Annotated in this window: 24 protein-coding genes; 16 read left to right on the forward strand and 8 right to left on the reverse strand. The window is 67.6% G+C overall.

What is annotated here, in order from left to right; all coding sequences use genetic code 11:
* Positions 1 to 6: 6 nt before the first annotated feature.
* Positions 7 to 942, reverse strand: coding sequence for a PfkB family carbohydrate kinase (locus tag MMSR116_RS11610; protein ID WP_010682991.1), 936 nt, complete (start codon positions 940 to 942; stop codon positions 7 to 9).
* A 71-nt stretch (positions 943 to 1,013) separates the two neighbouring features.
* Between MMSR116_RS11610 and MMSR116_RS11615 the strand changes: the two genes are divergently transcribed.
* Together MMSR116_RS11615 and MMSR116_RS32380 are read left to right on the forward strand one after the other, a co-directional pair.
* A complete protein-coding gene (locus tag MMSR116_RS11615) occupies positions 1,014 to 1,805 on the forward strand; it encodes a GntR family transcriptional regulator (RefSeq protein WP_010682990.1) in 792 nt (263 codons plus the stop codon).
* Between the two features lie 505 nt (positions 1,806 to 2,310).
* Positions 2,311 to 4,518 (forward strand): CHASE domain-containing protein, encoded by a 2,208-nt coding sequence (locus MMSR116_RS32380; RefSeq protein WP_010682989.1) that lies wholly within the window; start codon positions 2,311 to 2,313, stop codon positions 4,516 to 4,518.
* A gap of 118 nt (positions 4,519 to 4,636) precedes the next feature.
* Here MMSR116_RS32380 and MMSR116_RS11625 read toward each other — a convergent pair whose 3' ends face one another.
* Complete coding sequence (locus MMSR116_RS11625) at positions 4,637 to 5,539, reverse strand: trypsin-like serine peptidase (RefSeq protein ID WP_158168861.1); 903 nt, start codon at positions 5,537 to 5,539, stop codon at positions 4,637 to 4,639.
* Between the two features lie 477 nt (positions 5,540 to 6,016).
* Here MMSR116_RS11625 and MMSR116_RS11630 point away from each other — a divergent pair, with 477 nt between their 5' ends.
* Positions 6,017 to 7,240 carry an FAD-dependent oxidoreductase gene (locus tag MMSR116_RS11630; protein ID WP_010682987.1) on the forward strand — a complete coding sequence of 408 codons (1,224 nt, stop codon included), beginning with the start codon at positions 6,017 to 6,019 and terminating at the stop codon, positions 7,238 to 7,240.
* A gap of 242 nt (positions 7,241 to 7,482) precedes the next feature.
* On the opposite strand, the gene MMSR116_RS11635 is transcribed toward MMSR116_RS11630, so the two are convergent.
* Both MMSR116_RS11635 and MMSR116_RS11640 read right to left on the reverse strand, forming a co-directional pair.
* Positions 7,483 to 7,917 carry a hypothetical protein gene (locus MMSR116_RS11635; RefSeq protein WP_010682986.1) on the reverse strand — a complete coding sequence of 145 codons (435 nt, stop codon included), beginning with the start codon at positions 7,915 to 7,917 and terminating at the stop codon, positions 7,483 to 7,485.
* Between the two features lie 121 nt (positions 7,918 to 8,038).
* Positions 8,039 to 8,731 (reverse strand): TetR/AcrR family transcriptional regulator, encoded by a 693-nt coding sequence (locus tag MMSR116_RS11640; RefSeq protein ID WP_010682985.1) that lies wholly within the window; start codon positions 8,729 to 8,731, stop codon positions 8,039 to 8,041.
* Between the two features lie 98 nt (positions 8,732 to 8,829).
* Here MMSR116_RS11640 and MMSR116_RS11645 point away from each other — a divergent pair, with 98 nt between their 5' ends.
* From MMSR116_RS11645 to MMSR116_RS11685, 9 genes are all read left to right on the forward strand, one after another.
* Positions 8,830 to 9,702 carry an FAD binding domain-containing protein gene (locus MMSR116_RS11645; protein WP_010682984.1) on the forward strand — a complete coding sequence of 291 codons (873 nt, stop codon included), beginning with the start codon at positions 8,830 to 8,832 and terminating at the stop codon, positions 9,700 to 9,702.
* On the forward strand, positions 9,692 to 10,219 hold the full coding sequence (locus MMSR116_RS11650) for a (2Fe-2S)-binding protein (protein ID WP_010682983.1): 528 nt from the start codon (positions 9,692 to 9,694) through the stop codon (positions 10,217 to 10,219). The genes MMSR116_RS11645 and MMSR116_RS11650 overlap by 11 nt, the downstream gene beginning before the upstream one ends.
* Entirely contained in the window at positions 10,216 to 12,600 is a 2,385-nt protein-coding gene (locus MMSR116_RS11655) for a xanthine dehydrogenase family protein molybdopterin-binding subunit (protein ID WP_158168862.1), read from the forward strand. Before MMSR116_RS11650 ends, MMSR116_RS11655 begins: the two co-directional genes overlap by 4 nt.
* 236 nt (positions 12,601 to 12,836) lie before the next feature.
* Positions 12,837 to 14,072, forward strand: coding sequence for an ABC transporter substrate-binding protein (locus MMSR116_RS11660; RefSeq protein ID WP_010682982.1), 1,236 nt, complete (start codon positions 12,837 to 12,839; stop codon positions 14,070 to 14,072).
* Between the two features lie 34 nt (positions 14,073 to 14,106).
* Positions 14,107 to 15,006, forward strand: a complete 900-nt coding sequence (locus tag MMSR116_RS11665) for a branched-chain amino acid ABC transporter permease (protein WP_010682981.1) — start codon at positions 14,107 to 14,109, stop codon at positions 15,004 to 15,006.
* Entirely contained in the window at positions 15,003 to 16,043 is a 1,041-nt protein-coding gene (locus MMSR116_RS11670) for a branched-chain amino acid ABC transporter permease (protein WP_010682980.1), read from the forward strand. The genes MMSR116_RS11665 and MMSR116_RS11670 overlap by 4 nt, the downstream gene beginning before the upstream one ends.
* Entirely contained in the window at positions 16,037 to 16,855 is an 819-nt protein-coding gene (locus tag MMSR116_RS11675; protein ID WP_051072127.1) for an ABC transporter ATP-binding protein, read from the forward strand. The genes MMSR116_RS11670 and MMSR116_RS11675 overlap by 7 nt, the downstream gene beginning before the upstream one ends.
* Positions 16,852 to 17,604, forward strand: a complete 753-nt coding sequence (locus MMSR116_RS11680; protein WP_010682978.1) for an ABC transporter ATP-binding protein — start codon at positions 16,852 to 16,854, stop codon at positions 17,602 to 17,604. The genes MMSR116_RS11675 and MMSR116_RS11680 overlap by 4 nt, the downstream gene beginning before the upstream one ends.
* Positions 17,605 to 17,653: 49 nt before the next feature.
* Positions 17,654 to 18,130 carry an SRPBCC family protein gene (locus MMSR116_RS11685; RefSeq protein WP_010682977.1) on the forward strand — a complete coding sequence of 159 codons (477 nt, stop codon included), beginning with the start codon at positions 17,654 to 17,656 and terminating at the stop codon, positions 18,128 to 18,130.
* Positions 18,131 to 18,390: 260 nt separating this feature from the next.
* Here MMSR116_RS11685 and MMSR116_RS11690 read toward each other — a convergent pair whose 3' ends face one another.
* Positions 18,391 to 19,071, reverse strand: a complete 681-nt coding sequence (locus MMSR116_RS11690) for a hypothetical protein (protein ID WP_010682976.1) — start codon at positions 19,069 to 19,071, stop codon at positions 18,391 to 18,393.
* An 893-nt stretch (positions 19,072 to 19,964) separates the two neighbouring features.
* On the opposite strand from MMSR116_RS11690, the gene MMSR116_RS11695 reads away from it, so the two are divergent.
* Positions 19,965 to 20,576 (forward strand): hypothetical protein, encoded by a 612-nt coding sequence (locus MMSR116_RS11695; protein WP_083920183.1) that lies wholly within the window; start codon positions 19,965 to 19,967, stop codon positions 20,574 to 20,576.
* A gap of 299 nt (positions 20,577 to 20,875) precedes the next feature.
* On the opposite strand, the gene MMSR116_RS11700 is transcribed toward MMSR116_RS11695, so the two are convergent.
* Positions 20,876 to 21,430 (reverse strand): PAS domain-containing protein, encoded by a 555-nt coding sequence (locus MMSR116_RS11700; RefSeq protein ID WP_010682973.1) that lies wholly within the window; start codon positions 21,428 to 21,430, stop codon positions 20,876 to 20,878.
* Between the two features lie 834 nt (positions 21,431 to 22,264).
* On the opposite strand from MMSR116_RS11700, the gene MMSR116_RS11705 reads away from it, so the two are divergent.
* The 3 genes from MMSR116_RS11705 to MMSR116_RS11715 all read left to right on the forward strand — a co-directional run bounded on the left by MMSR116_RS11705 (position 22,265) and on the right by MMSR116_RS11715 (position 23,901).
* Complete coding sequence (locus MMSR116_RS11705; protein ID WP_010682971.1) at positions 22,265 to 22,837, forward strand: hypothetical protein; 573 nt, start codon at positions 22,265 to 22,267, stop codon at positions 22,835 to 22,837.
* Positions 22,838 to 22,974: 137 nt separating this feature from the next.
* Positions 22,975 to 23,274, forward strand: a complete 300-nt coding sequence (locus tag MMSR116_RS11710) for a hypothetical protein (RefSeq protein WP_010682970.1) — start codon at positions 22,975 to 22,977, stop codon at positions 23,272 to 23,274.
* 249 nt (positions 23,275 to 23,523) lie between these two features.
* Positions 23,524 to 23,901: a hypothetical protein gene (locus tag MMSR116_RS11715; protein WP_010682969.1), complete on the forward strand. Its 378-nt coding sequence runs from the start codon at positions 23,524 to 23,526 to the stop codon at positions 23,899 to 23,901.
* A gap of 62 nt (positions 23,902 to 23,963) precedes the next feature.
* On the opposite strand, the gene MMSR116_RS11720 is transcribed toward MMSR116_RS11715, so the two are convergent.
* Together MMSR116_RS11720 and MMSR116_RS11725 are read right to left on the reverse strand one after the other, a co-directional pair.
* On the reverse strand, positions 23,964 to 24,722 hold the full coding sequence (locus MMSR116_RS11720; RefSeq protein WP_010682968.1) for an SDR family oxidoreductase: 759 nt from the start codon (positions 24,720 to 24,722) through the stop codon (positions 23,964 to 23,966).
* A gap of 17 nt (positions 24,723 to 24,739) precedes the next feature.
* On the reverse strand, positions 24,740 to 25,954 hold the full coding sequence (locus tag MMSR116_RS11725; protein ID WP_010682967.1) for an ABC transporter substrate-binding protein: 1,215 nt from the start codon (positions 25,952 to 25,954) through the stop codon (positions 24,740 to 24,742).
* Positions 25,955 to 26,460 lie beyond the last annotated feature (506 nt).

Here is a 26,460-nt window from a genome sequence, read left to right on the forward strand (position 1 = left end):
GCCGCGTCAAGTCTTCGGGGCGTTCCGCTCCACGAAGGCCGCGAGCGTGCGCGCGGACGGAAAGCTCCCGAAGGCGCCGAAGTGTAGCGTGGTAAGCGCGCCGCACGCGGCAGCGCCCTGCAAGGCGTCTTCCAGCGGTTTGTCAGCGAGTAGGCCGGCAATGAGCCCGGCCGAGAAGGCGTCGCCCGCGCCGACCGTGTCGACGGCAGCCACCTCGAAAGCCGATTGATGAAATGGCCGAGCCTGCTTTCTGAAGGCGACCGCACCGCGCGATCCCAGCGTGACGATCAGTAGTTCCAAGCCGCCGCCGAGAAGCCTCTCGATCGCGGGTGTGGCCTGCAGCGCCCCGTCGCTCTGGCTGGCTGCGCCGAGGCCGAGCGCGTTGGCTTCCACCGCGTTGACGACGAGAATCGATGTCTGGGCGAGAATGGATGGCGCGATCGGGCGATAGGGCGATGGATTGAGCAGGGTCTTAATTTCTCGCGCCCGAGCTAGCGCAAAAGCTGCTTCGATGGGCGCGTCCGGGCTCTCAAATGTCGCAGCCACGAGATCCGAACGATGGAGGCGCGGAGCGAAGGCGCGGACATCCGCGGCCGTGAGCGCGTTGTTGGCGCCGAGGCACACGGCGAGACAGTTTTCCCCGGCGGGATCGACGAAGGCGACGCCTGCGCCTGTCGAGCCCTCGCGATGCACCAGCATCTCCGACGTATAGCCGACCTGCGCGAAGGTCGATGAGATGAGGGAGGAAAACATGTCCTCTCCGACGGAGAAGATGCCGTCCACGCCGATGCCCAGGCGGCTCAGCGCGAGGGCAAGGTTGAAGCCCTTCCCACCAGGCTCCGCCAGGAAGGCCGATCCGCTCAGAGACTCACCCGCAAGCGGCAGCCGTGTTACTTTGACAGAACAGGCGACAACGACGCTGCCAACGACGAAGACCTGCATGTCGCGCTCGGATCCCGATCAGCCTAGGATATAGTACCGGAGCGCGGCAGGAAGTGCGATTCGGAATCCAGATGACAGACGGCGACGCCGGAACTCTCGCTGCGACAGGCAATCGTCCTTCCGTTCTGTCCCTCGTGCGTCTGCGCGACGATACCGCCATGCCGCTCTATCGGCAGATCGAAGAGCAACTGCGCGACCTGATCCTGTCGGGCTCACTGCCGCCCGGCGTCATTTTGCCGGCCGAGCGACAACTCGCCGATCGTCTCGGTGTCAGCCGCATCACGGTTCAGCGCGCCTATGCGGAATTGCGCGACGACGAGCTACTCGTGCCGCGCGGACGCTCAGGCTTCGTCGTGCGGCATCGGCCTGAGCCAGTCCGGCCCGGGATGGACCGCCTCAAGGGGTTCACGGAAGAGATGCGCGAGTTGGGCAAAATCCCCTCCTCGCGCGTTCTGGAGCGGGTGATCACGGAAGATCGTTCCATCGCGTCCATCTTCGGTTTGCCGTCAACATCACCCTTCCTGAGACTCATCCGGGTTCGGTCCGGCGACGGCGTACCGATGTCGCGCGAGATCGCCTGGTACAACGTCAGGGCCGTGCCGGGTCTTGAGACCGGCGACTTGTCGGGTTCGGTCTACGCGTTCCTGGCACAACATGAGGGCGGCCGTCTTGTACGCTGCGACCAGACGGTCGAAGCCACAATGCCAACCCCTGCAGAGTGCGAGATCTTCGGTTTCGACACGCCGATGCCATGCCTGTTGATCAAGCGGCACAGCTACAATCAGCATTCCGTCATGATCGAATATGTTGAAGGTCTATTCCGGGGCGATGTTTATCGATACCGATTGAGTCTCAGTAATTAGAAATCTTGGTGCTTTTTAATTCATCGATCGATATGACCTCCTGCGGAAGCAGGTTGCGAATATGCCGACAATCGAGTCGTCCGCGTTCGCAGCCAAATATGCGCCTGCATCCCAATGAGCCGCATTGCCGTCGCGGGTCGAGGTATCGCGTGGGGACTTCGGCGCGAGGTTGGCCGGCTGCTCCTTCGGGATGCCGTGGAACGGCTTCGCGCCGAACCGGCGCATCGGCATCGTCCGGCTCTGATCGACGGACGCCAACCTCAGACCGAGGACAGGCCGGGGAGCAGCATCATTCGCCGAACCGCCCCCGTGGCGCCATCATCGGCTTCCAAGCCGTCGCCGGTCCAACAAACGGGCCGCTCTCCACATTCGGTCGCGCCACTTGCCCTCTCCCAAACCGCCGCCAAGCCTTGTCGAGCGCCCGCCATCGACGAGATCCCGGGCGACGAAGACGGCCCGCTGGATTCCGCCTGCAATCCTGGCCGCAGGCCTGATCGCGACCGGGTTGAGCACCGCCCTGATCTGGCGGGCGGCGAAGCTGCGGGACCGCCTGACCTTCGAGCACGCCACCGAGATCGAGTTGCGCACGATCGAAGACCAATTCCGCACCTACACGGCCCTTCTGCGCGGCGGCGCCGCCCTGTTCGCTGCGAAGAACGACAGCGTCACGCTGACCGAGTTCCGGGCGTACGTGCAACGGATTGAATTCCAGGGCCTATATCCGGGTTTCCTGGGGATCGGCTTCACGCCGACCATACCGGCCTCCGAGCGGGAGCGCTTCGCCGCGCGGGCCGATGCGTTGGGCGTTGCCGACTTCCGCGTGCGCCCAATCACCGACAACACGATGATCAGCCCGGTCCTGTTCGCCGAGCCGCCCCACCCGCGCAACCAGGCCGCAATCGGCTTCGACGTGATGTCTGACCCCGTCCGGCGCGACATGGTCGAGCGTGCGCGCGACACCGGCCATCCGGCGGCCTCGGCTCGCATCCAGCTCGTGCAGGAGATCGACGCGAACAAGCAGGCCGGCTTCCTGGTAGCCATGCCGGTCTATGCAGGGGGGATAGTGCCCCCGAACCTCGACGAGCGGCGGCGAAAATTCCTCGGCTTCGTCTTCGGCGCGTTCCGTGCCGACGACCTGTTCGGAAGCATCGTGGCGGCCGAGGCCGGTGAGGACGCCGCCTTCGCGATCTACGATGGTGCGCCGGAAGAGGCGACGCTGCTGCACCGCTCGCGCGGATCGTCCGCCGGAACATCCGGCCGACTGAGGCGAGCGGCAAGCCTCGAACTCGGCGGCCGCACTTGGACGGTCCTCTTCCAGCAACGGGTTTCGCCTCGGCAATCCTCGGCGCTTCCGGAGATCTGGCTCGTGTGCGGCGGCGGCTTGTTCGCGACGACGCTGCTGGGGTTGGCAGCCTATCGGCAGCGTCGCACTCAGGACGAGATCCGTCGGTTCAACGCGTCTTTGGAAGCGCGGGTCGAGGAGCGGACGCGTGATCTCCGAGCCGCGGCCGACCGCCTCCGGGAGGCCGGCGAGGAGCGGGCGCGGATGGAGGACGTGCTGCGTCAGTCGCAGAAGATGGAGGCGGTCGGCCAACTCACCGGCGGCCTGGCCCACGATTTCAACAACCTGCTGGCGGGCATCTCAGGTTCGCTGGAGTTGATCGAGACCCGCATCGGCCAGGGCCGGTCCAAGGATGTGGGCAAATACATCGCCGCCGCCCAGGGCGCCTCAAAGCGGGCCGCGGCGCTGACACACCGGCTGCTCGCGTTCTCGCGGCGTCAGACGCTGGCGCCCAGGACGATCGACGCGAACGCGCTGGTGGATGGGATGCTCGACTTGATCCAGCGGACGGTCGGGCCGAGCGTGGAGGTCCGGCGCGTGAGTGTTGACAGCCTCTGGCCCGCGCTGGCGGACCCTTCCCAGCTCGAAAGCGCCCTTCTGAACCTGTGCATCAACGCGCGGGACGCCATGCCGGATGGCGGCAAGATCATCATCGAGACGGACAATCGCTTGATCGATCGCCACCAAGCGGCCGTGCTGGACATCCCGGACGGTGAGTACCTCTCCCTGTGCGTGACCGATACCGGCACCGGAATGCCGCCGGAAATCGTGGCTCGGGCGTTCGACCCATTCTTCACGACCAAGCCGATCGGCGAAGGCACGGGCTTGGGCCTCTCGATGATCTACGGGTTCGCCATGCAGTCCGGCGGTCAGGCTCGGATCAACTCGACCGTTGGCGCCGGCACCACGGTGTGCATCTACCTCCCCCGGCACCACGGCGTGGCACAGGTGGACGGGTCCGATCCCGTGAAGCGCCCGATCGCCCAGGCCGAGACCGGCGAGGCCGTGCTGGTGGTGGACGATGAACCGACCGTGCGTATGCTCATCACCGACGTGCTGAGCGACCTCGGCTACACGGCTGTCGAGGCTGCGGATGGATCGAGTGGCCTTCGGGTGCTGCAATCGGACGCGCGGGTCGACCTGCTGGTCACCGATGTCGGCCTGCCAGGCGGCATGAATGGGCGCCAGCTGGCCGACGCCGCGCGAGTTGGCCGCCCGCACCTGAAGGTGCTGTTCATCACCGGCTACGCGGAAGCTGCGGTGCTCGGCGACGGTGATCTGGAACCCGGCATGGAGGTGCTGACCAAGCCTTTCGCGGTCGACGTTCTGGCCGCCCGCATCCGCGAGATGCTCGCTCGTCGAACCGCGTGACCCGGCGACACGGCGACACGGCGATGACATCCGCGATGACCGGAGCGGGTCGCCTCATGAAGGTCCGGGAATGCGCCGGGTCGATGCCGTGCCGGGTTCGGAGACGCCGACAGGTCGCTCAGCGCTGGCCAGCCGACGCAGGCGTTCGTGCGGGGTTGAGTGCTTCACCTCGTTCGGCCGCCGGCCCCTTCAAGGCTGCCTCGACGGCCGTCCGGAAGCTGCTGACCGGTACCGCGATCGAGGTGCCGGTCGTCGCACTGGCCACGAGGATGCCGACGATCGCAGGCTCGTCGTCGCGCAGGATCAAGGCCGAGCCGGACTCACCGGGCGCGACACGACAGTAATGCTGGAGCAGCGGCAGGGCGGCGGGTTCGTAACGCGCTTGGCAGCCGCGCTCGACGCTGACGATCTGGTTTGCGTAGGATTTGTAGCCGGCGTGGACGATGCCGATCAGCATCGTGGCTCGGGCGTCCGGGCCGATGGCCCGGCTCAGGCCCAGCGGTTTCAGCGATATCGGTTCGGCGAGTTCCACAATGGCCCAGTCGCGGCCGAGATCCTCGCGGCTGGTACCGAAGCGATAGGCGTCGGGCTTGATGTAGGCCTTGGCGATGGAGTGCGCCGTGTAGCGGCCCTGCTCGTAGCCGGCCACGAAGTGCACACCGGCAGGGTCGGCCCAGCGCTCCCGCGCGCGGTCCCACAGGCAGTGCGCGGCCGTGAGTGCGTGACGCGGCCCGACCAGCGTCGCCGTGCAGTACTGCCGACTACCCGGTCCGGTCACGACGTTCAGCTTGCCCACTGCACTCAACGGCCAAGTGCGGGGGTCGAGATCGGGCGTGAGTGCCTGCGGCAGCGGCTGCACCATCGACTGCGCTTGCGCGACCGGAGCCGCTGCGAGACAGAGCATCGCATACGAGATGCCTTGCCAGATGGGTCCCGTGAACGAACGGCGCGGTCGACCGGAACCGGGGACGCAGGACATGTTCGAACGCAGGGCGTGCCACCAATATTGCAGCCAGATCATGTCAGCTCCAGCGTGATCAAAGCGCGATCGAAGTCGCTCCGGTAGTTCCCTTAGGCTTCGCTTCGTGGGTGTCGGGTCATCGTCGCACATGCCTGTGGCCCGGGCGTCGCGAACGCTTCGGCAGCCGTCCTTGAATCCGAGACTGAGACCGAGTGTAGTGAAGATGCGGCCGCCTCCCAGGGCGGCGTCCAACGTGCCGCATCTGCATCGTGGCGCGGCCGGACTTCATCTCAGAGCCGAACGGCGGGGCCGACGCTTCGTTTGTCGCGCGTAGCCGCTCCGTCGGCGACGCGCATCTCCGCACGTGCCGGGACTGGCGTGGCGATTTCGGCCGAAAGCGGCATGGCTGTCTCTGCGCCGGCCCGCTCAAGATCGATCGCGCTCCCGCCGAGCCGGCGGTGTGGCACGGCTTGGTAAAGCGTCCGGTTACGGCCATTCTGCCCGCCGTCGGGACCGCCGTCCCGGTTCGAGGGCTGCATGAAGCGACTGGACGTAGCCGTGATCGGCGGTTCGATTGCCGGACTGACCGCGGCATGCCTGCTCGCACGGGGCGGCCATACCGTGTCGGTGTTCGAGCGCTCGGCGGGACCGCTCACCGGCCGTGGGGCGGGGATCGTCACGCATCCAGGACTTCGGACGGTGCTGGCGCGCTGCGGCACCCCGGCCGGCGTGAAAGATCTCGGCGTGATGGTGGAAGGCCGCAGGGTCCTCGATCAAAAGGGTCGTGTGATCGCTGAAGGCAGCCTGCCGCAGATCCTCGCGGGCTGGGGCCGGCTCTACCGCCGTCTGCTGGATGCTTTGCCTCCGGACACAATCCGCTTCGGCGCGACGCTCACCACGGTCGCGCACGAGGGAGATCACGTCGTAGCGCGTTTCGAGGACGGACATCGGATCGTGGCGGATCTCCTGATCGGAGCCGACGGGCAGTTCTCGACGGTGCGGGCCGGATTCCTGGGCGGCGTGGTGCCGACCTATGCGGGGTACGTGGCGTGGCGCGCGGTCGTGGACGCCGCGGTCCTCTCGCGTGCGACCCAAGAGGCGATCTGTGGCCACTTTGCATTCTGCCTGCCGCCGGGCGAGCAGATCCTCGGCTATCCTGTCTCCGGCCTTGAAGACGGTGACGGGGCCAAGCTGTGCTTCAACGCAGTCTGGTACAGGCCGACCCCAGAGACCGCGCTCAACGCGCTGCTGACAGATGCGGGCGGGATCCGCCACGCCCTTTCCATTCCGCCGGGCCGGATCAAGACCGAAGTGCTTGCGGCGATGCGCGCCGACGCGGAGAGGATCCTCGCGCCGCCGTTCACCGAGGTCATGCTACGCGCCAATGGGCCGTTCCTGCAGGCGATCCTGGACATCGAGACGCCGACCATGGTCCCGGCCCCCGGCGTCGCGCTCATCGGGGATGCCGCTTTCGTGGCCCGGCCCCATGTCGGGATGGGCGTAACCAAAGCCATGGAGGACGCGGCCGCCCTGGCCGACGCCCTCGACGCAGCGGCCGGAGACGTCGAAGCAGGACTCGCCGCCTTCGATGGCCGGCGATGTGGATACGGCGCCGCGATCGTGGCGCGGGGCCGGGAGTTGGGCGCCTACCTGCAGGCGCAGCAGAGGGGCGCAGCCGAGCGGTCAGCGGCGGAACGGTTCCGCAGCCCTGAGGCGGTCATGGCCGGAACGGCGGTCCCACCGGACCTGGCCCCCGGGTAAGGCGCTGCGGATCGGGGCGCGACACGCGCCACGACGGGCGATCCGGAAGCTTTAGCCCATCAAGCTGCGCTTTATCCTGAGGCGCCGGAGCGCGGCGGAGTAGGAGGCCACGGAGCCGCCAGAGGTCGCGCGACTGGAGAAGCCTTCCTTCGAGGCCCGGTGACACCGGCACCTCGGGACGCGGGCTGGACGGTATCACTCCCATTTGGGCGCTGCGCGGATCAGTCCGCAGTGTCGTCGAGTCAGGCTGCGCGACGGGTCACCTCCGCGCGCACCGCGGCTGGAAGGGCGAGGGGCGCGTTGGCGCTGTCCAAGAACTCGACGGTGGTGAAGATCAAATCCGTGTCGCCGATGTTGGCGAGGTCGTGGGTCATCGACTCGCCCAACCCGAACGACAGGTGCTGGATGTCGCCTGACCGGTAATCGACCTCCGCGACGCGCCCGTCGCCGTAGTGCGAGCGGGCCCGCCCCGCCGTGACAGCGGTCCAGAAGTAATCGAGCACGTGCGTGTGGAACCCGATTCGCTCCCCGGGCGCCAGGACGATGGTCCAGACCCGGCAGCGGGCGTCCTCCGAGAGAAGCCGGGTGCCGACACAGCCGTTGTCCCGCGCCGCAGCGAACTCCTGAGCCAGCTCCGGCGGCAGCGCCGCCGAGCTCGGTTCTATTCCTTGGGTCATGACGTTCCTCCGGCCCGCGAGGCTAATGCAGTTCCCGCGAAAGTCATCGGTGCGCCGGCCCTTTTCGGTAACGCCGCGGGTCGGACCGGGCATCCTGTGATCCGGGGATCCCGGGACGGACCTAGATCGAGTCGTCAGATCGCGCGGCGGTCACAACCCGGCGGTGGGTCGCGAGCAGCCCCGGCAGGGCGGCGTCAAGCATCGCGGCCCGGACCGCGTCGCGGTCCGCCGTTCCGTCCATGCCGTAGACCCGCGAGCGCAGGCCGACATAGACCAGGGCACCGTGGATGCCGAACAGGAGCTCGAACTCGTCCGCGGCGAGCGGCTGCACCTCAGGGTCCGGCAGGTTCGACTCGGCGCGCATCCCGGCGAGCAGCGGCGCGAAGATGCGCGCGCGGACCATGCCGAGGTAGCGGCTCGGCAGATCGAACCCCTTGAGGCCGGCCGACACGAAGATCCGCAGCCACGCGTAGTCGTCGATCCGGCGCTGGTAGTCGATCTCGAAGCGCCGGAAGCGCTCGAGGACGGGGAGCGCGGTGTCGCGCACCGTCGCCTCCCAGCCGGGATCCCAGCGCCTGAGATAGACCTCCTCGTAGATGCGCTCGATCAGCGCCGCCTTGGTCGGGAAGTAGCGGAACAGCAGCGGCTGCGTGATGCCCAGCCGGCGGGCGAGCTCCCGGGTGTGCCCGTCGAGGCCGACCTCGGCGAAGTAGGCGACCGCGCCCTCGACGATCTGGCGCTCGCGGGCCTCCGGATTCAGCCGCCGGCCGGTCGGCACCCGACCGTCACTGTCCGCCGGCCTGCTTGACGCCATCTCGGTTTCGCCTTCTATTGAGCGAACGATCAATAAGGGCCTCCAGCCTGTCCCATCGGGGCGGTCATGGGCAAGCCCATCGGGAGGAGGACCAGGGCTTGAAGGCGCCCGACTTCGCCTACGCGCGTCCGGCCTCGCTCGACGCGGCGCTGGCCCTGCTCGCCGAGCACGGGGAGAACGCCGTTCCGCTGGCGGGCGGCCAGAGCCTCGTCACGGCCCTCAACATGCGGCTCTCGGCGCCCGGCCTGCTGGTCGACCTCAACGCGATCCCCGAACTCACCGGCATCTCGGAGGCCGGCGGCACCGTGCGGATCGGTGCCATGACGCGCCACCGCGACGTCGGGACCGCGGCGCTCGTGCGCGACCGCCTGCCGCTGCTCGCCGCCGCCCTCCCGCACATCGCCCATCCGGCAATCCGCAACCGCGGCACAATCGGCGGCTCGGTGGCGCTGGCCGATCCCGCCACTGAATGGCCCGCCTGCTGCCTCGCCCTGGGCGCCACACTTGTGGTGCGCGGGCCGACGGCCGAGCGGCGGGTCGCGGCGGACGACTTCTTCTGCGGCCTCTACACGACGGCGCTGGAGCCCGGCGAGATTGTCACGGCGATCGAGTTTCCCGTCCCGGAGGCCGACGCGGTCTGGGGCTTCGACGAGCTGTCGCGCCGCCACGGGGACTACGCCCTCGTCGGCCTTGCGGCGACCGGGCGACGGAGCGCGCGCGGCCTGTCGGATCTGCGCCTCGCCTTCTTCGGGGTGGCCGACCGGCCGGTGCTTGCCCGCGCCGCCGCGGCGGCCTTGCAGGCCGGCGACCTCGCGGGCGCCAAGGCTGCGCTCGCCGGTGAGCTCGATCCGCCGGACGATCCGACGACAAAAGCCGCGACGCGGCTCCACCTCGCCCGCGTGATCCTCGGCCGCGTGGCGGGCCGGATGCGCGACGGCTTTGTGCAGGCGGGAGTCCCCGATGGCGCCTGAGAGTCCGGACCGCGCGCACGCGGTCGCCTTCACACTGAACGGCGAGGCCGTGCGAGCGCACGTCCCGGCCCGGATGCATCTCGGAGACCTCCTCCGCCAGTCCTTCGGCCTCACCGGCGTGCATCTCGGCTGCGAGCATGGCGTGTGCGGCGCCTGCACGATCCTGGTCGACGGCCGGGCTGTCCGCGCCTGCCTGATGCTCGGCGTCCAGGCCGACGGCGCCACCGTCGAGACCGTGGAGGGGCTGACCGAGAGCGGCCGCATCCGCGACCTGCAGGACGCCTTCCACGCCCGCAACGCCCTGCAATGCGGCTACTGTACCCCCGGCATGCTGGTGACGGCCGCCGAGTTGCTGGACGACGCGGACGCGGCGGCGTCGCGGGAAGAGATCCGCGCGGCGATCGCGGGCAATTACTGCCGCTGCACCGGCTACCACGCCATCGTCGACGCAATCGCGGCGACCGCCGAGGCGCGCCAGCAAGGTCGCAGGAATGCCGGCCGGGAAGCTGCCGAATGAGCGCGGATCCCGCCGGCCTCACCTTCCTCGACCGGCCGAACAGCTATATCGGCCGCTCGGTCCCGCGGCCGAACGCCCGGCGCCTTCTGGAGGGCCGGGGCGTGTACGTGGACGACGTCGCCGTCGCCCGCCTCGGCCACGTCGCCTTCCTGCGCAGCCCCCACGCCCATGCCCGCATCGTCGCGCTGGAGACCGCGGACGCCAAGGCCCTGCCCGGCGTGATCGCCGTGGTGACGGGGCCCGAACTGGCGGCCGTGTGCACTCCCTGGGTCGGCGTGCTCGGCCACTTCAAGGGCCTGCGCTCGGCGCCCCAGCACGCCCTGGCCCTCGACCGGGTGACCTGGGTCGGCGAGCCGTTCTGCGCGGTCGTCGCCCGCAGCCGGGCCGAGGCCGAGGACGCGCTGGCGGCGATCCTGGTCGAGTTCGACCCGCTCCCCGCCGTGGTCGACATGGAGACGGCGCTCGATCCCGCGACGCCGCCGATCCACGCCGAGCTCGGCGACAACCTCGCCTTCGAGCGCGTCCTCGACGTCGGCGACGTCGACGCGGCCTTCCGCGACGCGGCCCTGGTGGTCGAGGAGACGTTCCAGTTCGGCCGGCACACGGGCGTGTGCCTGGAGCCGCGGGCGATCCTGGCCGACTGGGCGGCGGCGGACGGGATGCTCACCGTCCACCACTCCTTCCAGGCGCCGCACATGATGCAGGACATCCTGTGCAAGCACCTCTCGCTGGCGGAAGGCGCCGTGCGGGTGATCTGCAAGGATGTCGGCGGCTCCTTCGGGATCAAAGTCCACATCTACCCCGACGAGATGGCGACCTGCGCGCTGGCGCTGATGCTGAAGCGCCCAGTCAAGTTCGTCGCCGACCGGCTGGAGAGCTTCCAGAGCGACATCCACGCCCGCGACCACCGGGTCACGGCGCGGATGGCCTTCTCGGCCGCGGGCGACATCCTCGCCCTCGACATGGACGACCTCACGGGCATCGGGCCCTACTCGGTCTACCCGCGCACCAGCGCGGTCGAGGCCAACCAGGTCGTCAACCTGACCGGCGGCCCCTACCGACATCAGCACTACCGGGCCCGGGCCCGCGTCGTGCTCCAGAACAAGGCGCCGACCTGCCAGTACCGGGCGGTGGGCCACCCGATCGCTACGATGGTCGCCGAGGGGCTCGTGGACCTGGGCGCCGCCCGGCTCGGCCTCGACCCCCTGGCCGTGCGCGAGCGGAACGTCATCCCCGACGATGCCTACCCGTGCGCGGGCGTCTCGGGGATCAAGCTGGAGAAGCTGTCCCACCAAGCGGCGCTCGCCAAGCTCAAGGCGATGATGGATTACGACGGCCTCAGGGCCGAGCAGGCCCGTCTGCGCGATAAGGGGATCCACCGGGGCATCGGGCTCGCGGCCTTCATCGAGATCACCAACCCGTCGGCGGCCTTCTACGGGGTCGGCGGCGCGCGCATCTCCTCCCAGGACGGCTGCACGATCCGGCTCGATCCGCAGGGCGGCGTCGTCGCGTCGGTCAGCGTCACCGAGCAGGGCCAGGGCACCGAGGGCATCATCGCGCAGATCGTGGCCACCGCCACGGGCGTGCCGATGGACAAGGTCCGGGTGATCTCGGGCGACACGCAGACGACCCCCTACGGCGGCGGCACCTGGGCCTCGCGCGGGGCCGGCATCGGCGGCGAGGCCGCGTGGCAGGCCGGCAAGGCCCTGCGCGGCAACGTCCTGGCAGTGGCGGGGGCGATCCTGCAGGCCGATCCCGGGAGCCTCGACGTCCGCGACGGCGCCGTGGTGGATGCCGCCACCGGGACCGAGCGCATGCCCCTCGCGGAACTCGGCCGCATCGTCTATTTCCGCCCCGACACGCTGCCGCCGGGGGTGCAGCCCGAATTCATGGCGACCCGGCACTACGTGCCGAAGGACTATCCCTTCGCATTCACCAACGGGGTGCAGGCCTCCTACATCGAGGTCGACACCGAGACGGGCTTCGTGCGCTTGCTCAAGCACTGGTGCGTGGAGGATTGCGGCACCGTGCTCAACCCGCTCCTCGTCGACGAGCAGATCCGTGGCGGCATCGTCCAGGGGATCGGGGGCGCACTGTTCGAGCACTGCCTCTACGACGGCGAAGGCCAGCTCCTGAACGGGTCGATGGCCGATTACCTCGTGCCGATGGCCGGCGAGATGCCTGACATCGAAGTCGCCCACGTGGTCTCGGCCACCGCGTCGTCCGAGATCGGCGCCAAGGGCGCGGGCGAGGCCGGCACCGCCGGCGCGCCGGCGGCGATCGTCAACGCCATCAACGACGCGCTCGCGCCGCTGAACATCCGGGTCGCGCGCCAGCCGGTGACGCCCGAGGTGGTGCTGGAGGCGCTGGGACTGATCTGATCACAGGAAGGATAGACCGGACAGGCTTGCCCATCTGTGCGAGCGCAGCGAAGCAACCCCGGGGCAGCGGGACGCTGCCGAACGGGACGGCTCCCCGGATTGCTTCGCTGCGCTCGCGAGGACGGATGGCCCTCTCCGGTCAGGACACATCGACCAAGACGACACATCGACCATAACGGGACACGGTCCGCCGAAGAGGCCGGTCCCGAAGAGGAAACGCCAACGGAGGGATGGGAATGGGAACGGGCTTCGACAGGCGCCGGCTGCTTCAGGGCAGCGCCGCCGCATCCGCGCTGGCGCTCGCCGCACCGGCGCTCCTGCGCTCCGCGATCGCGCAGGGAGGCCCGATCCGCATCGGCTTCCCGGTCCCGCTCACTGGCGCCTTCGGCGCCGAGGCGAACGACCAGGTGCGCGCTGCCCAGCTCGCCATCAAAGAGTTCAACGAGGCCGGTGGCTTCCAGGGCCGGAACGCCGAACTCCTCGTGCGCGACGACAAGCTCAACCCCGGCGAGGCAGCGACCCGGACTCTCGAACTCATCGAGAAGGACAAGGTCAACTTCCTGGTCGGCGGCCTCTCGGCGGCCGTGACCCTGTCGACCAACAACGTCGCCCGCGAGCGCGGCGTGATCTACAACTCGATCAGCCAGTCCGACGCGATCAACGAGGCCAAGGATTTCGGCCGCACCACCTTCCACGAGGCCCTGAACCCGCACATGACCGCGGGCGCGGTCGGCCGCTACGTCTTCCCGAAGTCGGGCAAACGGGTCGCCTTCCTCAGCGCCGACTACGCCTACGGCCACGAGATGATGCGCGGCTTCAAGCGCGCCGGCGAGGCCACAGGCATCGAGGTTGTGGCCGACATCCGCCACCCGATCGGCGCCTCCGACTACTCGGCCTTCCTGCCGCGGATCGCCGCCCTCAAGCCCGACGTGCTGTGCCTGTGCAATTTCGGCCGGGACCAGGTCGTCTCGATTCAGCAGGCCACCGAGTTCGGCCTGAAGCGTAATACCAAGCTAGTGGCGCCCGTCCTCCTCTTTACCGCCCGCAAGGCCGGCGGCGACGCCTTCGACGGTGTGATCGGCGGCACCTCCTACTACTGGCGCCTGGAGGACAGCGTGCCCTCCGCCAAGGCGTTCAACGACCGGTTCCGCGCCGCCTATAACGGCGCCGTGCCGTCCGATTACGGCGCGCTGGGCTATGCCGGCGTCCGCTCGGTGCTGGAGGGCGTGAAGGCCGCCGGGTCGGTCGAGACCGACAAGGTCGTGGCCGCGATGGAGAACCTGAAGGCCGATTTCTACAAGGGGCCGCAGAGCTTCCGGAAATGCGACCACCAGTCGGTCCAGTCGGTCCTGATCGTCGAGGCGAAATCGAAGGACATGAAGACGCCGGACGACGTCTTCACGATCCTCGGCACCGAGGGACCCGACGAGCGCTTCCTGCGCGGCTGCGACGAACTCGGCCACAAGGCGTGAGGCGCGTCCTGCGAACCCGCGGGAGGGCGCGGCCTTGAGCGACATCACGATCGGCGGCTTCCCCCTCGATCTCCTCGCCCTTCAGCTCGTGACCGGCATCGCGCTGGGGGCGATCTACGTCCTCGTGGGCATCGGCCTGTCGCTGATCTTCGGGCTGATGAACGTGGTCAACTTCGCCCACGGCGCCTTCTTCATGGCTGGCGCCTATGTTGGGGTCTTCCTTTACGGCTACACCGGCAACTTCTGGCTGAGCCTCGTCGCGGCGCCGCTGGCGATGGGGCTCCTCGGGCTCGCCGTGGAGCGGGTGCTCGTGCGCCCCCTATACGGACGTGGCATCGACGACCCTCTGCTCCTCACCTTCGGCCTGTCCTACGTCATGATCGAGGGTGTGCGCATCGCCTTCGGGCTGACCGGGCTGCCCTTCGGGGCGCCGCCCGAGCTGCGCGGCGCGGTCGATATCGGCATCGGCTACTTCCCTCTCTACCGCCTGTTCCTGATCGGCTTCGCGTTGGCGGTGGTGGGCGGCCTGTGGCTGTTCATCGAGCGCACACCCTTCGGCCTCGTGATCCGGGCCGGCGCCCGAGACCCGCAGATCGTGCAGGTGCTCGGCATCGAGATCGCGAAGGTCTGGCTTGCGGTCTTCGCCCTCGGCTGCGCGCTCGCCGGGCTCGCCGGCATCCTCGCGGCGCCCCTCCAGGGCGTCACGCCCGAGATGGGGATCCCGGTGCTGGCCGAGGCCTTCGTTGTCACGGTGGTCGGCGGCATGGGCTCTCTGGGGGGCGCCGTGCTCGCCGGGCTGCTCGTCGGCATCGTCGTGGCGATGACGTCGCTCATCGCCCCCGACATGACCAAAATGGCGATCTTCGCCCTCATGGCCCTGGTGCTGCTGGTGCGCCCCCGAGGCCTGCTTGGCCGGGCCGGAGCCCTCGGATGAGCGCCCGCGTCCCTGCCCCCGCCGTCACGGAGGAAAGCGCCTTGCCGGCGACCTTGCCGGCGTCCCGGCCGGGCTCCGGCCGGACCGGCCGCCGGCTGGCGTGGTGTGGCCGGCACCGCGTCGCCCTGACGCTCGTCTTCCTTGTCGTGTTTCCCTGGATCGCGCCCTACCAGGCGCTCGCCGTGAACATCCTGGTGCTCGGGCTCTACGCCCTCGGGTTCAACCTGCTGTTCGGCTATACCGGGCTCCTGTCCTTCGGCCACGCTGCCTTCCTGGGCGGCGGCGCTTACGGCTGCGGCATCGCCATCGTCCATTACGGGCTGCACCCGGCCATGGCCCTCGTCGCCGGCACGCTGCTCGCCACCGGGATCGCTGCCGTCATGGGCGTGCTGGCGATCCGTACCCGCGGCATCTACTTCGCCATGACGACGCTGGCGCTGTCCATGTGCGTCTACTACGCCTTCTACCAGGCGGAGGCGTTCACCGGCGGCGAGAACGGCCTGCGCGGCATCAACGTGCCGGCGCTCACCCTGCCGGGCCTGCGCCTCGACCTCCACGACCCGGTCGTGAAGTACTACGCCGTTCTGGCGGTGGTCGGGGTTGCGGTCTGGCTGTTCTCGCGCCTCCTGTCCTCGCCGTTTGGGGCCGCCCTTGAGGCGATCCGCGAGAACGAGGGCCGGGCGCAGGCCTGCGGCTACGACGTGCGCCGCATGAAGCTCGCGGCGTTCGTGATCTCCGGAGCCCTATGCGGGCTGGCAGGCGGGATTCAGGCGATCCACCTCTCGATCGTACCGATCGAGACGATGCACTATTCGACCTCCGGCCAGGCCGTGATGATGGCGCTTCTCGGCGGCATGGGCACCTTCTTCGGGCCCTTCGTCGGAGCCGCAACCTTCGCGCTCCTGCAGGACGGGCTCGCCACCGTAACGAGCCACTGGCAGCTCTTTGTAGGCGCCATCTTCATCGGTTTCGTGCTCTTCCTGCCGCTCGGCATCTGGGGCGAGGTGCTGGCACGCCTCAGAAGGGCCGGATGGTGAGCGCCGCCCCAGTCATCACCGCAACCGCCATGGCGCCCCATGTGGCACCCCCGATTCTCGCCACGGAGGGGCTCGGCAAGCGGTTCGGGCATTTCCGCGCCCTGTCCGACGTGACGGTCGCGTTCCCTGAGGGCGGCATCACCGCCATCATCGGGCCGAACGGGGCGGGCAAATCGACCTTCTTCAACCTGATCTCGGGCGCCTTCCCGCCGAGCGAGGGCCGCGTGCTGTTCCGCGGGCGCGACATCACCGGCGCGGCCCCGCACGCCTTCGCCCGGATGGGCATCGCCAAGTCGTTCCAGATCACCAACGTGTTCCCGCACCTGACGGTGCGCGAGAACGTGCGGGTGGCCGCCCAAGCGCGACGGGTCCGCTTCGCCTTCTTCCGGGACCGCGGAGCCTATCCTGAACTCACACAGCGCGCTGAAGAGCTGCTGGGCGAGGTCGGGCTCGGCGCCCGAATGGACCGCCTCGCCCGTGAACTCGCCCACGGCGAGCAGCGCGCCCTGGAGATCGCCGTGGCCCTCGCCGCCGAGCCGAGCCTCCTCCTCCTCGACGAGCCGACCGCCGGGATGAGCCCCGAGGAGACGCGCGAGATGATGGATCTCGTGCAGCGCCTCGCCGAGACGCGGACGCTGATCCTCGTCGAGCACAAGATGAAGCTCGTCATGGGCCTGTGCCGCCGCCTCGTGGTCCTGCACCAGGGCCAGCTCCTGGCCGAGGGCAGCCCCGACGATATCCGCTCCCATCCCGAGGTGCGCCGCGTCTACCTGGGCAACTCGACGGGCAGAACGACGGGCACGACCGCATGAGCGCCGCCCCGCAGTACGACGCCACGCAGCCGCTCCTGGCGGTCGAGAACCTGCGGGCGTGGTACGGCCATTCCCACATCCTCCAGGACCTCTCGCTGGAGGTGCGCCCCGGCGAGATCGTCACGCTGGTCGGCCGCAACGGCGCCGGCAAGACGACGACGCTGAAGGCGATCATGGGCCTGGTGGCCAAGCGGGACGGACGCGTGACCTTCGCGGGGGCCGACATCCTCCACCGGCCACCCCACGAGCGCTTCCACCGGGGCCTCGCCTACGTGCCGGAGGAGCGGCGCATCGTGCCGGGGCTGACCGTGGAGGAGAACCTGCGCCTCGGCATCCTGGCCGCCAGAGGAAAGCGGGCGACGCGCCGCGACGAGGCGCGGCGGATCGAGGTGATCGCCGAGACCTTCCCACGGCTGAAGCAGCGGCTGAAGCAGGAGGCGATCACCATGTCGGGCGGCGAGCAGCAGATGCTCGCCATTGCCCGCGCGCTCATGGCCGAGCCCGTGATGGTGCTCCTCGACGAGCCCTCCGAGGGGATCATGCCGATCCTCGTCGAGGAGATGTTCGCGCAGTTCGTCGCGATGAAACGGGCGGGCACCACGATCCTGCTCGTGGAGCAGAACGTGGAACTCGGTCTCGAAGTCTCCGACCGCGTCTACATCGTTGACGGCGGCGCCGTCGTCTATCACGCCCCCGCGGCCGCTCTGCGGGGCGATCCCGAGATCCAGGCACGCTACTGCGCGGTCTGAACGCCCGCCCCGGCCTTCCGGCGGCGCGGCTTCCCGAGAGGAGACGAACATGGACATCGCCGGCGAGTACCGGATCCCCGCCGCCCGGGAGGCCGTCTGGGCGGCGTTGAACGATCCGGACGTGCTTGCCCGCTGCATTCCCGGCTGCAGGGAGCTGGTGCAGGTCTCGCCGGAGGAGATGAAGGCCAAGGTCGCGCTGAAGATCGGGCCTGTCTCGGCGGCCTTCATGGGCACGGTTCGCCTGGAGGACGTGCGTCCCCCGGAAGGCTATAGCCTTATCGGGCAGGGCAACGGCGGCATGGCCGGCTTCGCCAAGGGCCGCGCCGCGGTGACCCTCGCGGCCGAGGGTGGGGAGACGGTCCTGGCCTACACCGCCAAGGCCGAGGTCGGCGGCAAGATCGCCACCCTCGGCGGCCGCCTCATGCAGGCGACGTCGCGCAAGCTCGCCGACGAGTTCTTCAGCAAGTTCGCCGCCGAATTTGGTGCGAGCGGGGACTCCGCCGGGTCCATGCCGGCCCCAGCCTGAGAACCGCCTGGTCGCACCACCGCGCCTTTCTTGGGGGCGGCAGAGGCGCCCGTTTTCATCCGGAACGACGGATGACGGACCTGAGGGCCGAATCCAGGCCCCCTCGCCCTCGTACGACCTCGCTCGCCGTTCCACGGAGCCCGGTCGAGCAAGCGGCTGGCGGTCAACGTCGCGTCGGCCCCCATCGCAGCCAGATGGCCCCGCCTAGGCGGGCGGCTGGATCTCGGCCCCCTGACACCTTCATCGACGGCCGCCGCCCGCTACATTGGCGGCGTGACACCGTCCTTGCCCACAGAGGCTCGTAGCGCCGTGAGCTTGTCGCCGTCACGCGCGGCGATGACAAAGATCTTGGAACCGGCGCGAATGACCGAACGATCGGCCGGCTCATAGGCCACGATCGGAGTTTGGGGCATTACCGCCACCGTCTTCGACTCGCCGTTACCGTAGGTCAGCGTGAGCATCTGCGCGCCATTGGCTGCACTGCTCCTCGAGACTGTGCCGTTAGTCATCGCACTTTTCACCCTCGGCACTGAACCCGGGGCGGCTTTCACGGTGCCGTTCGTCATCGCGCTCTTCACCCGTTCGCCACCGGTAAGGGTGTCGGGGATCGTGTCCCAGTCGCGGTGCCCCTCCCCGGTCCCTCGCATGGCTTCTGGGAAGATGTGAATTTCCAGAGCCGTCGGCGGGTTGTCGCCTTTCGTGGCGGTACCGACGAACGAGCCGTCCGTAATGGCATCGAGGCTGGATTTCACCAGGGATACGACTTTCGTGTCCGTGGTCAGAGCGATTTTCGCCGTCTCGCCGTCGATGGTGCGGACAGTCATCGCGGTTGCATCGATTTCATCCACCGTGCCTCGGATGCGCTCAGGCGCCGGTGCGGCCAGCGCCGGGACAGGGAGTGCGAGCAGGCTCACGACGGCCGGGACGATAAACAGTCTCACGCGATCCTCCTGAATTGGGTCAGGGGCATGTAGTGCAGCGTCGCATCCAGGGTGTGAACGACCGCGCACGCCGTGACGCAGACCGCCTCCGGACAGGAAAACGGCGGGGCTCGCACCCCGCCGCTCACCGGCTCGTGGATCGCGGCCGTCCAAGAAGCCGCGTTTCAGCCTCAGTCCTCAGAGCCCCATCAGCACACCGGCTGAACCGGCGATCGTCATGGCGATACCACTCAGGAAGGCACCGATCATCGCGTAGGAGAAGCCTTTCAGGACCATGTCGTGCACTCCTTTCATCGAGCGACAGGCCCTCAGCGGAGCCCGGCGAAACCAACTGCAATGAAGATGCCGGATGGGACCGGCGCGTGCGGTGCGGTACGTCACGCCGCACTGCGGAACCAATTTTGTGATCCCGAAAGGTGACTGGCGGCGAAGACGCTATGCACGAGGAGTGGGGAATCTGCCCCAGAGGACGCACGCACGTCCCCGATCGGTTGTATTGACTCGGTAGTTCCCCAAAGGCGGCCTCCTGCGGCTTGCGTTCGGACGCATCGGCCGATGGTCCCGGCCGCCATTCGGTCGAATGCCGAGATTCCAAGTCCCGCACGGTTATTTGCACGCTGTCGACGTTGGCGACCTGTTGCGGCCTGCATAAACGTGGAGAGGAATGCGACGCCGCCTTTGCCGGCGTGGACGATGGCTAGTCGCGGCATCCCATCGTGTCTGCCTCACCCGTTCGCTTGAAGTCGGATCCGCGGGCTGCAACCAATCGGCTCGGAACAAGGTTTCTCGAAGCTCAAGCGTAAGCTGGACACGGGATAGTCCGGTCCATCGATGCGATAAGCTCAACTCGACCGCTCTGATTCGACGGTCGGCGCATCTTCTGAGGTGTCCGCTTGGTCCACCGTTTGTCACTGTCCGCAGCGGGTGCCTGTCTCGCGCTCCTCGTCGCAGCACCGTCTCGCGCGGCATCGGATATCACTGCGGCGGCGATTGCCGTAGGGCGCCTGTATGTCGTCGGCACCACGGATCAGCCCCACACGAAGGTGAAGCTCGACGGCAAGTTCGAGACCGAATCGGACGATAAGTCTCAATTTCAGTTCGAACTCGTCTACCATCCGGCCGGCTGCATCGTCAGAGCGGCGATCGGCGACAAGATCGTCGAGGCTGTCGTCGGACAGTGCGGCGATGTCTGCCAGCCGAGCGGGTGGCCCGCGAAGGGATCTCCCACGTCCCAGCAGGGACGAAACGCGCTCGTCGACGCTCAAGCTCCGCCGACAACCAGCGCGCTGGTGGCGCCGCCAACATCGAACGGTGAGACCAGATCGATACGGAATCCGCCCCTCCCACCGGTGCGCCCCGACGAGGCGGCCCTGTTTGCGATGGGTTATGATCCGCGTCCGGCGGCGGTACCGAGTATCAGACCGATGCTCGAACGGGCGCCTCGGGAGAGGCCGAAAGCCCCACCCGGCCCGGCTGAGCGTAGTTCAGACTGGCCCGACGACTGACGCCATGGGCCGGGTCTCGGCGCGGATCGGCACGTTTCCTGAAGGCAATACTGGATCGTCATGGCGCTCGTCCCGAGCGAGCGGCCGGTGAACTCGAAACAGGCGGCGATCTCGACGGGCAAAGCGGGCGCGAAAAAGCCCGCCGCGGCGAACCGGGCGGGCTGAAGGAGTCCTTGGGAGGAAGCTGAAGTGTAGGGCGGTGAAGACTGGCATGCCAGCGCTTCCAGCGCATGCCAGGGATGCCGGAACGCCGTCGCATTGCCGGGATGAATGCACGATTGGCTTCCGCTCTGGGCTCTTCAGTGGAAATTATCGAGGATGCGGCCCTTTCCCTCGGCCCGAGCGAGTTCGACGCCGACAGCGTGCAGAATATCTTCCATCAGGGGTCGGAGGCGATCCGCATCCGTGTGCGCGATGAGCGTGTGAGCCGTGAGCAGGTGGTCGGCGATCGCCTCGAGCGCGGAGGCTTGCTTCGTCGTGGATTGGGGCCGCGGCGGTGCGAAGCTCCCGATCGAGCCTTGAGCGCGCAGATCCGTTGTCCGATCCTCTGCGATCGGAGTGATCGAGCCGAGAAAGCCGAGAAAGGTCTGATCCGGGGGCCCGAAGGATGGGACTGCCCCGGCCGCCACCCAGACGGCCTGACCATCGGGGGTCATTATCCGGTAGCGCAGGCTGAAGGCGCATTGTGCCTGGATGGCATCGGCAACGGTCTTGCGGGCGACCTCGCGATCCTCCGGGTGCACAACAGTGGTCCAGCCGAAGTTCACAGCCTCCTCGAGGGCTTGGCCGGTGAACTCCGTCCATTCGCGGCCGACGAAGGTCGCCTGACCCTGCGCATTCGTGACGAAGATCATGGCTGCGCCGAATGGAGGTAGCCCGAAACGGTCCCGTTCAAATACGGCGGCGTCTTCCAGGCCTTGGCGAGGCCAAATCGGGTCGCCCACATCCGTAGCCATCTGACTTGTTCGGGAAGGTCAGACGGGTAGACGGCCGTGTTGTCGAGCAAAGCTTCCGGCCAGCCAAGCGCGCGGGCAGCGCCTCGGATCGCACCGTGCTGCGCTGTTGGAGGTCTGACGAGTGGCTTCATGACACCGTCCGACAAGGCGCGCCTCCTCGCATCCCGCAGCTTCTTCATGATGCGACTTTGCTACACCTCAAGCTGCAGCCATGGACGCGCTCAACCTGTGGGCGACGTGCTCTATGTTGGATATGAGCCATAAGTGCAATTGGTGTCGCCGTGCGTGCATGACGCTCCAGCCATCCGGTCTGAAAAGTCTGGAGCGACGTGGCAGGAACACGGTCGCCATTCTGACAGCGGAGGCCAAGCGATTTTCACGGATCCGTGCGACGGCGGGTCAAGCGACTTGCACACAGCCCCGTCGTCGAGCACGCGTCGACCTGGGTATCTGTTCTCAAACGGCGACGCTGATCGGCACGATTTACACAATCATTCTACGGCACCGCGGGCGTGCCTGGACCCCGAGAGTCACGCCGCAGCCGTACGGTCCGGAACCGCTTACGGTGCAAGGCTTGGGCACGCCGCTTTGGTTCGCAGCGGCCGCAGCGGTCGGCCTGTCCTCCGATTGCCGGCGGACATCCTCCGGAGAGGTTGCGACACGCCCGGCAACCACGGCATCCGCCGGGCGGCCCCGTCTGCCGCACCGACCGGTCCCTAGACGCCACCGACAGTGATCGATGCGCCGCCACTCGCGCGCGAGGCGCCTTCCTTCTGGGCCGAGGCCGTCTTCTGCGTTCCGATGGGCGTGACGCTGCCGTTCGACGTACAGCCTCTGACTGACGGACATGGTCGCGTCGGCCAGCAGCAGCCGGAGCCCGTCGCGCGCGGACCGGCGCAGGGACCGGATGACGACAACGCGACCCTCAGTGAATGCGCTGCAACTTTGGTGCTCTCGCGCACCAAACCATCCAATCTCAGTACCCGCTGGCGCAACCGGCAACGAATTCTCCGTACCGGCGTGCGGAGCCGCACGGTTCCACTTTCTGACAGTTCTAAAACTCTTTCGGGCGGTCAACTGTACACGCCTTTAGAGGGCAACATCATGGCATATGAAATCAAGATGCCCGCTTGGTTAGAGCGTCGAGGCTATTCTTCACCGGTAAAGGCTCGTATAGGACGCTCGAAGGCCGGGCGACCGGATCTCGTACAAATCGATCCGGATCACAGGACTGAACCGGCCTGCGATGGAAAGGCCATCCAACTTCAGCAATACCTGATCTGGCGGATGACCCGGATAGACTAAACTGGAGCGAGTCGCTGCTCCGATAGGGTCCGGCAGATCGCCCGGCGCGCGGCTGCGCAGGATACGTCCGGTCTGGGCGCCGCTCGAACCGAGCAGCGCCTCAACCGTTTCCGAGCCACGGAAGCACGGATAAACGCATGTTCCGCATCACGATGACGATGGCCGGCGCGTTGACCATCGCCTTGGCTAACCCCGCCGAAGCTCAGGTGGTCACCGGAGGCGCAGGCAACACAGGTGTAGCGCCACCGGCTACGGTCGGGGGCGTCACTCGCGGAGCCCGGAACCTGAGCTCCAGCTCGACGGCGCCCGGCAACATGGCAAACCCCAGCAACGCGCCCGTGCCCGGCACGACGCCGGGCGTCAGCATCGGCGGCACCCCCACTGGTGGGCCGCCCGGGAGCGGTGGAACGTCGGGCGGTCCGTCGCTCGATCGCTGACGGCAGGTTCCAGGGCCCCTGCTAACCTGCAGACATGCGGGCTGGCGATGGATGAGGCGCTTTAGTCCGGCCCCGTCCGAGTTTGAGGTCGAAACACCCTCACCGCACCCTCAGGCGCGGACTTGAGGATCGACACGCTTCGCGCCGCAGGAGTGGCCCCCACTCCAACTGCCGCAATACTGCGTACGCACCTCGATCGGGCGACAAGCGCTCCTATTTCAGATGCATCGAGCTTGTGCGGTTAAGACCATGTCGCACGGTCAAGCGCATATTCAGCATGGATCGGCCCGAGGCGAAGCGCTCGTCGAGGCGTGGAACCGCTCGGACCGTGCCTACGTGGTCGCGCAGCTAGCCGACACCGTGCGGCTGGAGGCCGGGCGCCCCAAGATGCCAGGCTCGACCTCGGTCTTCCGGCTGACGACCAAGGCGGCGTTCGAAGCGGAACTGGCGGCGTTTCCTGGCGCCTTGCCAATGTTCAGCATCGTCGGCCTGTTCGAGGGCCTCAACACCATCTGCCTGGTTCTCGAGGATACGGACGGCGATGCTCTGGCCGTGACGATCGAGATGGACGACGACGGCAAGATCGCCTGCATCGTCAGCTACAGGGAGGGGGCCGCGGAGGCGTGACGCGTGGTGGACTGGGAGCGGGATATGAGCTTCGCGCGGAGATGCGATGCTCTACTTGGATCTCAGAGCTTGATGCCTTCAAGATAGCCGCGGTTCCAGGTGGGACTGATCAGAATCTCGTTGACACACACGGTCGTCGGCATGCGGGCGACGAATAAAATCGTGTCCGCGAGATCGTCCGCCTGCAGCATTCGGCCCTTGTCATCCGCCGTGACGGGCACCGGCCGTTTGTCAAGGAGAGGCGTCGCGACCTCACCGGGGCAAATGCAGCAGGATCGGATGCCGTGCCCGCATTCCTCCTGGTTCAGGCTCTCCGAGAGCGCCACCAGCCCGTGCTTGGCCGCGGAATAGGCGGGCCCCGTCAGCTTGGAGACGTAGCGGCCGGCCCACGAAGAAATATGGATGATCAGGCCGCTCCGCTGGGCGCGCATCGTCGGCAGCACCGCCCGCGATGCGTAGAAGGGCCCATTGAGGTTAACCCCGACCACGGCGTCGATGCCTGCCGGCGTGATCTCGCTCCAGCCCCGCTGAGGCACGTTCAGACCCGCTGAGTTCACCAGCAGATCGCAGCGCCCCCAGGCCGCGTGAACCACGTTCCAGGCTCGCTCCACCTCGGCGGCGACGCCCATGTCGGCGGGCGCGACCAGGGCTTGGCCGCCCGCCGCACCGACGAGGTCCGCGGTGCGCTCCAAAGACTCCCGCGCCCGGCCCGTGAGCGCGACACGCATCCCGGCCTTTGCCAGCGCCAGGGCGGCGGCCTGCCCGATGCCGGACCCGGCCCCCGTCACCCATGCGATCTGCCCGTCAAGCGTGCGCATCATCCCGGTTAACCCTGTTCTCAAGGCTTGCCGACGAAGGGGCAGCCACCCTCGGCCAGGGGGCGGAAGGCTTGGTCGGCCGGTATGGTGTCGAGAAGCTTGTAGAGGTCCCAAGGACCCTTCGACTCGGACGGCGCCTTGACCTCGAAGAGGTACATCGGGTGGATCTTGCGCCCGTCCGGCCGGATCGTGCCCTGGCCGAACAGCGGGTCATCCGTCGGGTTGGCCTTCATCCAGGCCATCGTCGCCTGAGGGTCGGTTGACTTCGTGGCCGACACCGCCTTCAGGTAGTGCAGGAGCCCGGCATACACGCCCGCTTGGTTCATGGTCGGCATGCTGTCGCCATTGCGCTTGTAGAAGCGCTCGGAGAAGGCGCGGGTCCCGGGATTGAGATCCCAGTAGAATGATTCCGTGAGCACCAGTCCCTGTGCGGTCTGCAGGCCGATCGCGTGGACATCGACGGCGTAGATCAGCAGAGCGGCGAGCTTCTGACCCCCATCCGTCAGACCGAACTCGTGCGCCTGCTTGACCGCGTTGATCGTGTCGCCGCCTGCATTGGCCAAGCCGACGACCTTCGCCCCCGAAGCCTGCGCCTGCAGCAAGAACGAGGAGAAATCGGTAGCCGGGAACGGCACGCGGGCGGCCCCCAGGACCCGGCCGCCACCTTTGTCGATGACGGCTGTGGCCTCGTTCTGCAGCGAGAGTCCGAAGGCGTAGTCGGCGGTGAGGAAGTACCACGTGTCGCCGCCACGCTTCAGCATGGCGCCCGCCGTACCGTGGGCCAGGGCGTAGGTGTCGTAAGTCCACTGGATCGTGTTCGGCGAACATTGCTTGCCGGTCAGTTCCGTCGTCCCGGCGCCGGAGTCGATGAAGATCTTGTTCTTCTCGCGCGTGACTTGGCTTACCGCCAGCGCGACCGAAGAGGTCGGAACATCGAGGATGGCGTCGACGCCGTCGCGATCGTACCACTGACGGGCAACGGCAGCGCCGACATCGGGCTTGTTCTGGTGGTCGGCCGCGACAATCTCGACCCGCACATCCGGGTTTGACTTGGCGAAATCCTCAACCGCCATCCGCGCCGCGACGACGGAGCCTTTGCCGCCGGTATCCGCGTAGACGCCCGACATGTCGTTGAGGACGCCGACCTTGACGCGGATCGGCTCGGCAGACGCTGTGCCGACCATGGCAGCGAGGCTGATCGCAGCTGTGAGCATGCAGCGTCTGATCAACGCCATGACGGACCGTCCTCCCAAATAGATTATTGTTGCGAACAGGAGGGCACGCTTGGCATCCCAGCGTCAAGCGCCCTGCCGCAGTACGGTGCGGGCACTCCGCGACCGCGCGGCGCCGACGCACCCGGCTGCTGACGAAACGAATATCTTCGATCAATCCCCCAGATCTCCAAATTTCTATCGCTGCTTCTGTTCCGCGCGGAGACCAGCTCGATGAGTTATTTTCGGCCAATGCTGCGCAATCGTTGCCTGCTGTAATAGGCTCGCAAATCGAATCATGGGTACACCAAGATTGCGCCGACTTAGTGATGATTGCCGATTTCCGTCCGGCAATTATCGAGAACTGTATATATCTCGCTTGCTAGCGCGACAACAGCTATGCCAATTGAGGGTGTGTGCTTCCGCAGGCTGCGCGCGTGAGCTGCCTTGAGGCTGCACGGCGGTCGCGCAAGCCGCGAAAACGGTGTTGTGTCATCGAGCTGCGGAATTGGCGCAGGGACAGTTGTACA

The sequence above is a fragment of the Methylobacterium mesophilicum SR1.6/6 genome, assembly GCF_000364445.2.
Lineage (GTDB): Bacteria > Pseudomonadota > Alphaproteobacteria > Rhizobiales > Beijerinckiaceae > Methylobacterium > Methylobacterium mesophilicum_A.